Origin of the sequence: Acinetobacter sp. SwsAc2 (assembly GCF_013391465.1) — a bacterium.
Lineage (GTDB): Bacteria > Pseudomonadota > Gammaproteobacteria > Pseudomonadales > Moraxellaceae > Acinetobacter > Acinetobacter johnsonii.
In genome coordinates, this window is sequence record NZ_JACBEZ010000013.1 from 1 (window position 1) to 12,727 (window position 12,727).

9 protein-coding genes and 1 pseudogene are annotated in these 12,727 nt (G+C 40.1%); 6 read left to right on the forward strand and 4 right to left on the reverse strand.

Features of this window, described 5'->3' with window-relative positions:
* From HYI04_RS07565 to HYI04_RS07575, 3 genes and pseudogenes are all read left to right on the forward strand, one after another.
* A pseudogene (locus HYI04_RS07565) lies at nt 1-117 on the forward strand (IS982 family transposase); the annotation flags it as partial.
* Nucleotides 118-372: 255 nt separating this feature from the next.
* Nucleotides 373-1,899 (forward strand): fumarate hydratase, encoded by a 1,527-nt coding sequence (locus HYI04_RS07570; RefSeq protein ID WP_004692421.1) that lies wholly within the window; start codon nt 373-375, stop codon nt 1,897-1,899.
* Between the two features lie 102 nt (nt 1,900-2,001).
* Nucleotides 2,002-2,550 (forward strand): DUF2059 domain-containing protein, encoded by a 549-nt coding sequence (locus HYI04_RS07575; RefSeq protein WP_159153360.1) that lies wholly within the window; start codon nt 2,002-2,004, stop codon nt 2,548-2,550.
* 5 nt (nt 2,551-2,555) lie between these two features.
* On the opposite strand, the gene HYI04_RS07580 is transcribed toward HYI04_RS07575, so the two are convergent.
* The 4 genes from HYI04_RS07580 to tig form a co-directional block, all read right to left on the reverse strand.
* Complete coding sequence (locus HYI04_RS07580; RefSeq protein ID WP_078425199.1) at nt 2,556-3,272, reverse strand: DUF2846 domain-containing protein; 717 nt, start codon at nt 3,270-3,272, stop codon at nt 2,556-2,558.
* Between the two features lie 158 nt (nt 3,273-3,430).
* Nucleotides 3,431-4,741 (reverse strand): ATP-dependent protease ATP-binding subunit ClpX, encoded by a 1,311-nt coding sequence (clpX, locus tag HYI04_RS07585; protein WP_159153361.1) that lies wholly within the window; start codon nt 4,739-4,741, stop codon nt 3,431-3,433.
* A 28-nt stretch (nt 4,742-4,769) separates the two neighbouring features.
* On the reverse strand, nt 4,770-5,375 hold the full coding sequence (clpP, locus tag HYI04_RS07590; protein ID WP_004692427.1) for an ATP-dependent Clp endopeptidase proteolytic subunit ClpP: 606 nt from the start codon (nt 5,373-5,375) through the stop codon (nt 4,770-4,772).
* A 192-nt stretch (nt 5,376-5,567) separates the two neighbouring features.
* Nucleotides 5,568-6,899: a trigger factor gene (gene tig, locus HYI04_RS07595; RefSeq protein WP_004979052.1), complete on the reverse strand. Its 1,332-nt coding sequence runs from the start codon at nt 6,897-6,899 to the stop codon at nt 5,568-5,570.
* Between the two features lie 272 nt (nt 6,900-7,171).
* Between tig and HYI04_RS07600 the strand changes: the two genes are divergently transcribed.
* The 3 genes from HYI04_RS07600 to HYI04_RS07610 all read left to right on the forward strand — a co-directional run bounded on the left by HYI04_RS07600 (nt 7,172) and on the right by HYI04_RS07610 (nt 12,726).
* On the forward strand, nt 7,172-9,310 hold the full coding sequence (locus HYI04_RS07600) for a TonB-dependent receptor domain-containing protein (protein WP_159153362.1): 2,139 nt from the start codon (nt 7,172-7,174) through the stop codon (nt 9,308-9,310).
* A 340-nt stretch (nt 9,311-9,650) separates the two neighbouring features.
* Nucleotides 9,651-11,927 carry a TonB-dependent siderophore receptor gene (locus HYI04_RS07605; RefSeq protein WP_159153363.1) on the forward strand — a complete coding sequence of 759 codons (2,277 nt, stop codon included), beginning with the start codon at nt 9,651-9,653 and terminating at the stop codon, nt 11,925-11,927.
* A 115-nt stretch (nt 11,928-12,042) separates the two neighbouring features.
* The gene (locus HYI04_RS07610) at nt 12,043-12,726 is read left to right on the forward strand and encodes a Fe2+-dependent dioxygenase (protein WP_159153364.1); all 684 of its coding nucleotides are present in this window, start codon (nt 12,043-12,045) and stop codon (nt 12,724-12,726) included.
* The last annotated feature ends 1 nt before the right edge of the window (nt 12,727 follow it).

Below are 12,727 nucleotides of genomic sequence, written 5' to 3' on the forward strand. Positions count from 1 at the left end.
TTATGGCATTTAACGCATAGAATTACGCGTAAGATTCTTTCACATACCATTGCAGTAATTTTAAATACACGATTAGGAAATCCACCTTTACAACTGGAAAGCCTTATTCAAAGTTGAGATTGGCGTATTATTTTTAAAATATATTCAATATCTTAAGTAATAAATAATATTCACAATCCAAATTTAGACATGAAATATTTCATTAAATTTAGATATTTTTGTCATATTTACCACCCTTTATAACCTCATTTTCTCATCAATTTTGTTCAACTATTAAACTTTCGCCCAAAGGCTTCGCAAAACATCCACAACCTCGGCATTTTGTCTTATAATTTAGCCCGCTAGCTATCAGCCCGCTCAAGAGATATTTGTATGACCACTATTATCAAGCAAGATGATTTGATCACATCGGTCAAAGACGCGCTTCAGTTCATTTCTTACTATCACCCACAAGACTTCATCCAAGCGATGAGCCGTGCATATGATCGTGAAGAGAACAAAGCCGCGAAGGATGCGATCGCACAAATCTTAATTAACTCGCGTATGTGCGCAGAGGGTCACCGCCCAATCTGTCAAGATACAGGTATCGTTAACGTATTCGTTGAAGTGGGCATGGATGTTAAATTTGATTTAACTATGAGCTTAGACGATGCAATCAACGAAGGTGTACGTCAGGGTTACTTAGAAAACTCAAACGTACTGCGTGCTTCTGTATTGGCTGACCCAGCTTTTGGTCGTAAAAACACCAAAGACAACACCCCTGCTGTGATCTATCACAAACTTGTTCCAGGCAACAAAGTGGATATTACCGTTGCGGCAAAAGGTGGCGGTTCAGAAAACAAATCTAAACTGGCTATGTTAAACCCATCTGACTCAATCGTGGATTGGGTACTTAAAACTGTTCCAACTATGGGTGCTGGCTGGTGTCCACCAGGTATGTTGGGTATTGGTATTGGTGGTACTGCTGAAAAAGCCATGATGCTTGCGAAAGAATCGCTCATGGAAGAAATCAACATGGACGAATTACTTCGTCGTGGCCCTGAAAATAAAATCGAAGAACTTCGTATGGAAATCTTCGAAAAAGTAAACGCACTGGGTATTGGCGCGCAAGGCCTAGGTGGGTTAACCACAGTTCTAGATATTAAAATTAAAGATTACCCATGTCACGCTGCGGGCAAACCAGTGGGTATGATTCCAAACTGCGCAGCGACTCGTCACGCGCACTTCCAACTTGATGGTACAGGTGTTGCACACATTCAAGCACCTAAACTTGAAGACTATCCATCAGTCACTTGGGATTCATCAACCTCTAAGCGCGTTGACCTCGACACCATTACCCAAGAAGAAATGAACGCTTGGCAACCAGGCGACACTTTGCTTCTAAACGGTACAATTTATACAGGTCGTGATGCTGCACACAAACGCATGGTCGACATGCTGAACAATGGTGAAGAGCTTCCTGTCGACTTAAAAGGTAAATTCATTTACTACGTTGGCCCTGTAGATCCAGTCGGTGATGAAGTGGTTGGTCCTGCTGGCCCAACAACAGCAACACGTATGGACAAGTTCACACGTCAAGTACTTGAAGCAACCGGTATGTTCGGCATGATCGGTAAAGCGGACCGTGGCCCTGCAGCTGTTGAAGCAATTAAAGACAACAAAGCAACTTACTTGATGGCAGTGGGCGGCGCAGCTTACCTTGTGTCTAAAGCAATTCGTGAAGCTGAAGTGGTTGCTTTTGCTGACTTAGGTATGGAAGCGATTTACAAATTTGTAGTAAAAGACATGCCTGTATCGGTAGCAGTTGATGTGAATGGTACGTCTATTCACGCAACAGCACCAAAAATCTGGCAAGCCAAAATTGGTAAAATTCCAGTAGTCGATGCTGCAGCGGGCTAAAACTTAAGTTTTACTTTTTTGGATACCCTTAACATGCTAAGGTCATGTTAAGGGTATTTTTTTCCTACTTTTATAGACTTAATCAAAAGATATAGACCAACAATGAAAAAATTAAATCACATCCTTTGCGGTATTACCTTATGTGTCCTCAGCACAGCTTCTTTTGCCAAACCCGCGACCGAAGCATCGGTAGAGAAAGCGCTCAAACTCGGCGATATTAAAGGCACATTAGCACAGTCTCAGCAAGAAATGCGCCCCGTTTATGACCAACAAGCCGAAGAAATCATTAAGAATATTTTTAAAACATCAACACTCAATACTGAACAGCAAAAAGCAGCCAAGCAAATCGCTGAAATCACGGCATCGTTTAGCACTAAATTGATTTCAGATCCTAAATTTATGCAAATGCTTAAAAATGTATATATGCAGACCTTTACCGAAGAGGAAGTATTGGCCAACATTCAGTTTCTTGAAACACCTCTAGGCCAGTCTATCAATAAAAAAAGCAGCAAAATGATGAGTGAAATCATGCGTAATAGCATCGCCATGTCTGCTGAAATGATGCAAGATCCTGCTATTCAGCTGGAAATGAATCGTCAAATTGAAAAGACCCTGACACCATTATTTGAACAAGCCAAAAAAGTACAATAGCTCACTTACCAGGTTAAAGGATTCCACAGCTTAAAGGGCTTCATCAGCTGAACATCTTCACTTGGGTCATATTTGGCAGGTTTAAGTTTTTGCGCTTTCTTTCGTAGCTCACCCGTGTGTTGATCTTCCGCGACAAAGTTGTAGCTGTTGGACTTTAACTGGGTAAATGCAATTTCTTGAATCGCAATTTTTTCAGGGATAACCGCCAAAGGCCCCGAAACATCACGGCGTGTGGATAAGTTCTCTTCATCATACTTGATGAAATAAGACTGCCCTGCTTCTACGCTAAAATCGATATATTTCGGCTTTTGAAAATGGTTAATACCCAAAGGCCGACTACTCGATAAACGATAAGTCCCTGCGGGTAATTCGACCCAATAGTAATGATTGTTCAGCAGGCTTGGAATGCGCTCTTTATTGATAAATAAACTCGATGCCACAATTTCTTGTCGATTCCATTTTGAGTCTGGACGATACAGATAAACCATCGCCGCTTGTTCATGCTGGGGTTGGACACGCTGAAAACGCTGTCCTAATTTTTGGTTGACCCATCCACCTACACTAAACACCCCAATGCGATACTGCTCGACCATACCTGGATCGTGTTCAAAATCAATCTCATGACTGAGGGTTGATGTTAATTCAGGTTGTTCAACTGTCACTTTTCCATGACAACCCAATAAAATTAAACTGCTTAAAAGCGTAATCGTCATTGCACGCATGATTATTCCTCACGACGTATTTTTATTTTGATACTGAATTTTTAGTTTTAATCTAGGCATCCCAGCCTATTGATGCAGAGTAGCATTCCCTCTTTTTTTTGAATATAAAAAAACGTGTGAAAACACTCGATTTTCACACGTTTCGGATGAATAACAACTTAAGCGGATTTTGAGTTAATCACTTTTAAATCAACTTTAGCTGCATCTTTCTGTTCGATTCTTGGTAAACGCTCTGGCTTAAATAATGGTGCAGCCGTGCCGTTAATCACGTCTTCATTCACCACAACCGTACCAACATCGGTACGACTTGGTAAATCGTACATGGTTTCAAGCAGCGTATTTTCCAAAATAGAACGTAAGCCACGTGCACCCGTATTGCGGTCTAAGGCTTTTTTCGCCACAGCGCGTAGTGCTGAGTCTTCAAAAACCAGATCAACATTTTCCATATCAAACAAATGTTGATATTGACGGGTCAATGCATTCTTCGGTTCAGTCAGAATTTGCATCAAAGCTTCTTCGTCTAACTCTTCCAAAGTCGCAATTACAGGTAAACGACCAATAAACTCCGGAATCAGGCCAAATTTCACCAAATCGGTCGCTTCAACTTGACGGAACAAGTCAGACAATTTCTTGCCTTCATCTTTCTTCTTCACTTCAGCCGTGAAGCCGATTCCACCTTTTTCTTGGCGCTGTTGTACGATTTTCTCAAGACCCGAGAATGCCCCACCACAGATAAACAAGATATTTGAAGTATCAATTTGAATGAATTCTTGCTGCGGATGCTTACGACCACCTTGAGGGGGAATAGAGGCAACCGTACCTTCGATCATTTTCAGTAAAGCTTGTTGTACACCTTCACCCGACACATCACGCGTGATCGATGGGTTTTCAGACTTACGGGTAATCTTGTCGATTTCGTCGATATAGATAATACCTTTTTGCGCTTTTTCTACATCATAGTCTGCTTTTTGTAGAAGCTTTTGTACAATGTTTTCAACATCTTCACCGACATAGCCTGCTTCGGTAAGTGTCGTTGCATCAGCCATAGCAAAAGGAACATCGAGAAGACGTGCCATGGTTTGCGCAAGTAAGGTTTTACCCGAACCTGTTGGTCCTACTAATAAGATATTACTTTTTGCAATTTCAACAGCATCATCGTTTTTATGTCCACCATGTGTCGCTTTAAGGCGTTTATAGTGGTTATAGACAGCAACTGACAAGGTTTTCTTTGCCACATCTTGACCAATGACATATTGATCTAGTGCCGCACGAATCTCGTGAGGTTTAGGCAAGGGTTTTGCAGCCCAGTCACCCGACTCAACTTGTTGACTGGTTTGCACCAAGTCTAAGCATACGTCCACACATTCATTACAGATGTACGCGTCCTCGCCTGCAATCAGTTTCCCAACTTCAGACTGCGTTTTACCGCAAAATGAACAATGCTTTTGTCCTTGAGGATGTTCGGACATATTCACTCCAATTCTAAACTTTTAAAACTTATGGACGTTTAGATAACACTTCGTCCACGAGACCATATTCTTTTGCAGCTTGCGCTGTCATAAAGTTATCACGGTCAGTATCACGTGCCACAGTTTCATAGTCTTGACCACTGTGCTCTGCCATTAAACGGTTTAAACGTTCTTTAATGAACAGAATTTCACGTGCATGAATTTCAATATCAGATGCCTGACCACGGAAACCGCCTAACGGTTGGTGGATCATGACACGTGCATTTTCAAGGCAATAACGTTTACCTTTCGCACCTGCATTCAGCAAGAAAGCACCCATTGATGCTGCTTGCCCCATACAATAGGTCACAACATCTGGTTTAATAAATTGCATGGTATCGTAAATCGCCATACCCGCAGTCACCGAACCACCTGGTGAGTTAATGTAAAGATGAATATCTTTATCTGGGTTTTCCGCTTCTAAAAACAACATTTGCGCGACAATCAAATTCGCCATGTTATCTTCAACTTCACCAGTCATAAAAATGACGCGTTCACGCAAAAGACGTGAATAAATGTCAAATGAACGTTCACCGCGAGATGACTGTTCTACAACCATTGGAACTAAGGCATTATCGATAGTTGGAATATACATACGTTTACTTATTCCTAAATTTTTTGTTACTCAACTCATAGTCACAATATGAGGGATAATTGCTGAAAATGCAAAATATTCCCAAGTAAATAACAGATATTTTTTGCATAAGCTTTGTGAACGCAAGGCCTTTTACAAACCCAGATCACAATAAAAAAGGCGCTCAAAGCGCCTTTTTTACTTTAGCTAAACTTAGCCTTGTTGACGAGCTTGTTGCTCTTTCAATAAGTCTTCGTAGCTTACAGCAGTATCCGTTACTTTAGCAGACGCTAAGATGTGATCAACCACTTGGTCTTCTAACACAACAGCTTCGATTTGCGAACGTTGTTGTTTGTCATTTTTGAAGTATTCGATCACTTCAGCTGGATCTTCATAAGAAGAAGCCATGTCTTCGATGTAAGCATCAACACGTGCTTGATCTACTTCAATTTTAGCATCAGCTAAAACTTTGCTTACCAGTACGCCTAATTTTACAGATTTTTCTGCTTGTTCTTTGAATAATTCATCTGGAAGCATGCTTGAGTCAAATGCTTTCGCACCTTGAGCACCAAACTGCTGAGTGAACTGTTGGATCATTTGTTGACGTTGACGGTCAACTTCTTGAGCAACCATAGATGCAGGAAGTTCAACTTCGTTTGCAGCTACAAGTGCATCAAAAGCTGCACCTTTCACTTGATTACGCAAACCATTTTTCACTTCACGTTCCATGTTTTTACGAACGTCAGCTTTTAACTTCTCAATGCCTTCTTCTTCAGTTAGACCAAAGATTTTAAGGAATTCAGCATCAACTTCTGGAAGTTTTTGTTTTTCAACAAGCTTCACAGTAATTTTGAATTGAGCTGATTTACCAGCAAGGTTTTCAGCTTGGTAATCTTCAGGGAAAGTTACATCAATCACTTTCTCTTCGCCTTTCTTCATACCAACGATGCCGTCTTCGAAGCCAGGGATCATACGACCTGAACCTAAAACAAGTTTAAAGTCTTCTGCAGAACCGCCTTCAAACTTCTCACCGTCTACTGAACCTTCAAAGTCGAAAGTAACTTGCATGTCTTTTTTAGCCATGCCTTTCGTTTCAGCCCAAGAAGCACGTTGCTTCTGAAGGTTTTCGATCATTTGATCAACATCTTTGTCGTTTACTTCAGATGCTTTACGTTCAACTTCTAAACCATCAAATTTCACGTTAACTTCTGGATAAACTTCAACAGTCGCTTCGTATACAAGCGCGTCGTCTTTTAATTCAGATTTTTCAATGTTTGGCATGCCAACAGCATTGATTTTTTCTTGTTGGATCGCTTCAAATACTGTGTCACGAATAATGTCGCTTACGACTTCTTGGTAGATACCCGCGCCATATTCACGACGAACAACATTTACTGGCACTTTACCTGGACGGAAGCCGTTGATCTTCACAGTTTTAGCAGTGCGTTTTAAGCGAGCTTCGAACTGCTCGTTAACACGGCTCGTCGGTACAGATACATTTAAACGACGGGTAACACCCGAAACCGCTTCAGAAGTTACTTGCATGGCTTCCTCAATCTTTTGGTAAGAACAATTTTAAAAAGTGCCACATTATATGACAACATTGAACGATATACAAAACACCCGATTGAAACCACATATTTTTTTCGTCATTTATCGTTTTTATTTTGAATATTTTTAAATCGCTACTGATTAAGCGCAAAGTATTATATTTTTTATGGCTTTTTGTTGCAAATGATAAATATTACCATTAATATTTGCGTCAACTTTAATCGTTTTTTTCAATTTTTTTCTCGTCCATCATTGGAACTCTAGTTATGAGTAAGTTTAATCTACACCCTCTTTCATTGGCATTGCTTGGGGCAATCACCACTCCTGTTTTCGCAGAAACAACAACTGAAGATTCATCTACCCATCAGCTTTCCACCATTGTGGTTTCAGCTGCGGGTTTTGAACAAGATATTAAAAATGCACCAGCTTCAATTAGCGTGGTCAAAAAAGAAGATATTGAAAAGAAAAATGCAACCAACATTGCAGACCTATTAGCTGATATTCCTGGTATTGATATTCGTTCAGGGGTAGGAAAAACATCAGGTCTGAATATCAAAATGCGTGGCTTAGGCAATGACTATAGCCTGATTTTAATTGATGGTCGTCGCCAAACCACCTCATCAGATGTCACTCCAAACGGCTTTGGTGAAACATCAAATGGTTTTTTACCACCTTTAGCCTCTATTGAACGTATTGAAGTCATTCGTGGACCAATGGCAACACGCTATGGTTCAGAAGCCATGGGTGGTGTCATCAATATTATTACCAAAAAAATTAGTAATGAATGGAATGGTAATGTCACTGTCAGCGGCAATGTCATGGAACATGGCAGCGAAGCCGACTCATGGAAAACCAGCTTTGTGCTCAATGGCCCAATTATTCATGATCGTCTAGGCTTACAGCTCCGTGGTAGTTATTTAGACCGTCAACGCTCAGAACGCATTGTGGCTAGTTCAACCTCACGCGACCCACGCCCAAGCAAAGCTGAAAACTACGATGTTGGTGGAAAATTACAATTTACATTCGACGATAAAAACTCTTTCTGGGTTGATGGTTTTACCTCAAACCAAACCTATGACAACTCAGACCAACGACTAGGCAACTTTTTTAGCCGCGGTGGTATTGCAGGCTATGAAGATGAATTAGAGTTTAATCGTCTACAAATTTCGGCGGGACATGATGGTAATTATGATTTTGGCCAATGGAAAACGTACATTAGTCAAAATAAAACCGAAACCAAAGGTCGTACCATTCCAACTGATGCTTTCCCTGCTTTAGCTGGCCAACCACGATCTTTGGAAAATACCGATTTAGTCTTTGATTCACATTTAATTGCACCTATTGCTAACCACAAGCTAACAGTTGGCACAGAATATAAAGATGTTACTATTGCTGATGATATTGCAGGAATGGGCAAAGAGTTTACTCAAGATACTTGGTCAGTTTATGCAGAAGATGAATGGAGCTTATTAGATAACTTACATTTCACCTTCGGTGGTCGTTATGAAGATCATTCAGGATTTGGTGGTCACTTTAGCCCGCGTGCTTATTTAGTATGGAATACAACTGATGCTTTAACACTTAAAGGTGGTGTAAGCACAGGCTATAAGACACCGTCAGCAAAAGATTTATACAACGGTATTATTGGCTATAGCGGCCAAGGCACCACACCAAGTCTAGGTAACCCTGATTTAAAACCAGAAACATCAGTTAACTACGAGCTAGGCTTAAATTATCAACCTACAGATACATTAGACTTTAATGCCACTGCATTTTTTAATGTTGTAGAAGATAAAATCGTTTCTCGAAACTTTTTGTGCACAACTAATGATTGCTCAAACTTCAACAGCAACGTAACGTCTTATAGTAAGAGTTTCAATGCAGATGAAGCTGAAATCTACGGCTTAGAAACATCACTTAAGTATCAAATTATTCCTGAATGGGATATCAAAGCTGCCTATACATTTACCGAGTCTGAAATAACTAAAGGTGCAAACAAAGGTTATGCGCTCGAATCGACAGCTAAACACCTATTTAACCTAACATCGACTTGGCATATCAATAATAGTCTCGATGTTTGGTTGCAACATGAGTATCAGTCAGGACGTCCTCGTTATTTAGCTGCACCAACTGGTGGTGAAGTTAGTATTGAACAGCATACAGACAACAAATTCTCGGCTTATAACCTGTTCAATTTAGGGACAAGCTATCAGTTGAATAATAATGTTCGGGTCAATGCTGCTGTAAATAACTTATTAGATAAAGACTTTACTGAATATATGGACTATGTCGATACAAACGGTAATGTTCAGCAGGCCTATAAATACTTATCTATAGGTCGAAGCTCAGAAGGAACCTATTTGCCAGGTCGAAATTATTGGCTATCTGTTTCTTACGACTTCTAAAAATAGTCATATCTAAAGAAAACCCTGCTCCGGCAGGGTTTTCTTCGTACATAGCTAATATAGATCCAACATAATTTATACATATTCACTTGTAAAAATGCCTTTAAACTTGGCTTGCAAAAAGTAAATTTTAAATTCCAATAACATTACAAAAACATAATCTAATTTTCCAATTTAAATAAGAATCATAAACTTATGTTTAATTCATTACATTATTACATTTATTTTTTCTACACAAACACATCTGAGCATCGACAATTTCAATGTAATAGTTATGCTACAAAAAATAAGAATCATTATTATTCGCATACTAATTTACAACGTTAGAACTAGATTCGTTATGGCCTTCATCAAAACACGTAAAAAGCTGGTTTCTTCAGCAATCGCTTCAACACTCTCTGTGGTTGCAGTCAATGCTGTTGCGCAAGATCAAATCGCGCAATTAGAAACAATTCACACGGAAGCGGCAGCAGAACAAAGTTTGAAAGTAGACAAATCTGCAAACAGCAAGTTCGTTGCTCCCCTACTCGACACACCAAAGTCAGTATCTGTTATTTCTAAACAGTTGATTGAAGACACTCAAGTTACAACTTTAAGCGATGCTTTACGCACAGTGCCTGGTATCACACTTGGTGCAGGTGAAGGTGGTAACCCAAATGGTGACCGTCCATTTATCCGTGGTTATAACTCTGAAAGTTCAATGTACGTAGACGGTGTACGTAACTCTACTTCTCAAAACCGTGAAATGTTTGCGATTGAGCAAGTTGAAATTACTAAAGGTTCTGCATCTGCTATGGGCGGTGCAGGTACAACTGGTGGTAGCATCAACATGATTTCTAAAGTTGCAAAAAAAGGGGACTTTTTAGAAGGTTCTGTGGGTGCAGGAACGGATGATTACCAACGTATTACTTTAGACGGTAACAAAGATTTTGGTAATGGTATTGCTGCTCGTGTTGCCGTAATGGGTCACCACAATGACAAAGCGGGTCAAGAAGATGGTACTGAATATGCACGTGCAGGTATTGCGCCAAGTATTACTTTTGGTCTAGACAGCGACACGCGTGCAACTTTAAGCTACTACTACCTCAAAACTGATGATACCCCTGATTCAGGTGTGCCATACAACAATCCTACGGGCTATTCACAATACTCAGGAAAACCAATTGATGTAAAACAGGGTGTTTACTATGGTTGGAAAGACCGTGATTTCCAAAAACAAGAGAACCAAATAGGTACAATCAAATTAGAGCATGATCTTACCGATAATTTAACCCTTAGCAATACCGCTGTTTATAACAAATCAAAAAATGACTATCTTTGGACGAATCCAGATGATTCTAAAGGTAACATTTATAAAAATGGCAATGTATGGGCGCGTGTTAACTCACGTGTAGCTGATACTGATACCTTTACAGACCAATTGGCTTTAACAGGTAAATTTAATACAGGTCGCTTAAAGCACAGCTTTAACCTAGGTGCTGAGTACTCAGACCAAGAAACAGATCGTACGCAATATATTATCAATGGCGATAATACTACGGGAAGTGCCTACTCGGATTGTAGCAAGCCTGAAAATGTGAGCTCTGGTTGGTGCACCTCGGTTCAGAATCCTAATCGCGGACAATGGACAGGCAGCATTAGTACCGAAGATGCTGACCAATACAACACTCAAACAAAATCTACTTCTATTTACTTACTAGACAACATTGAATTCAGCCCTCAGTGGATTTTAGATTTGGGCTTACGCTGGGATAAGTTTGATACTGAACAGACCATGACTTATGGAGCTCGTAACAGTGCTGTTATTGCTAATCCTGCTACAGCAAAAGCCGGCGATAAAGTAAAAACTGAAAGTGATACCGACTTTTTCACATATCAAGCAGGTATTACTTTTAAACCTGTTGAAAATGGGTCTATTTACGCAAGTTATGCTACTTCTGCAAACCCTGTTGGTATCGATGCTGGTGACGGTTCAGAAGGCATTGGAGCGGCTTATAGCAACCTAGATCCTGAAGAAAGTCGTACTTTTGAAATCGGTACAAAATGGGACTTGCTACAAGATCGCCTAAATTTAACAGCTGCTATTTTCCGTACTGAAAAACAAAATGCTCGTATTCAACTGTCTCCTACAACCTATAGCAATATCGGTGAAAGTAAAGTGGATGGTCTTGAACTTGGTTTAAACGGTAAGATTACTGATAAATGGGATATTAGTGCTGGTTATACTTATTTAGACAGTAAAGCGACCAAAAATGGTGTAAGTTGCCGTGGTACAACATGTACAGACCAATCTATATTTAATGGCAACCAAATGCCTAACGTTCCTAAAAACAGTGCTACGCTATGGACAACTTACCAAATTGTGCCACAGTTAACTTTAGGTGCTGGCGCAATTGCGATGGACAAAGTTTATGGTGACTTAGCAAACACAAAATATGTACCAGGTTACGTTCGCTACGATGCTATGGCGCGTTACAACGTAAACAAAAATGTTGACCTTCAGTTAAATGTCAACAACTTGGCTGATACACGTTATTTCACTAAAGCTTACGCATCTCACTATGCAACTGAAGCTGAAGGTCGTAGCGCAGTACTGTCTCTAAACTTCAAATACTAAGTTTATAACTAAAATCTCTTTCATCCTGAGATTTGATAAAAATAGCCTCTCATTGAGGCTATTTTTATATATGCTTAAAGACTAAATAGATCTTTCATTTTCAGCAGGTCGCGTTGTGATCCATCATATTCCCAATGTATTAAGCAAAGAACAGGTACAATACTTTCGTAATGAAATGGCAAAAGTGGAGTGGATTGATGGTAAAAAAACCACAGGATCACTCTCAAAAAATGTAAAACAAAATCAACAGCTCCCCGAAGATCACCCTCTCACACAACACTTAGGCAATATCATCTTAGAAGCACTTGGACAACATCCACTCTTTATGTCCGCTGCCCTACCTTTAGATATTTTGCCGCCTTATTTTAACCGCTATGAACAGGGCGAAACTTTTGGCTTCCATGTGGACAATGCCATTCGCTGGGTAGCTGGAAGCAAAGATCGGATTCGTACTGATGTATCCTGCACTGTTTTTCTAAGCGAACCTGACGAATATGAAGGTGGCGATTTGGTAGTAGAAGACACCTATGGCTATCATGAAGTGAAACTACCCGCGGGTGATATGATTTTATATCCATCTACTAGCGTGCATGAGGTAACACCAGTGACCTCAGGCTGCCGTGTCGCTTCGTTCTTTTGGGTTCAAAGCATGATTCGAGATGATGCTGACCGCCATATCTTATTTAATCTTGATCAAACTATTCAGAACCTACGCGTGCAACTCAGTGATCAACATCAGGAAGTGGTTAAGCTCACCAGTCTGTATCATAACCTGATGCGAAAATGGGCTGAACTGTAAA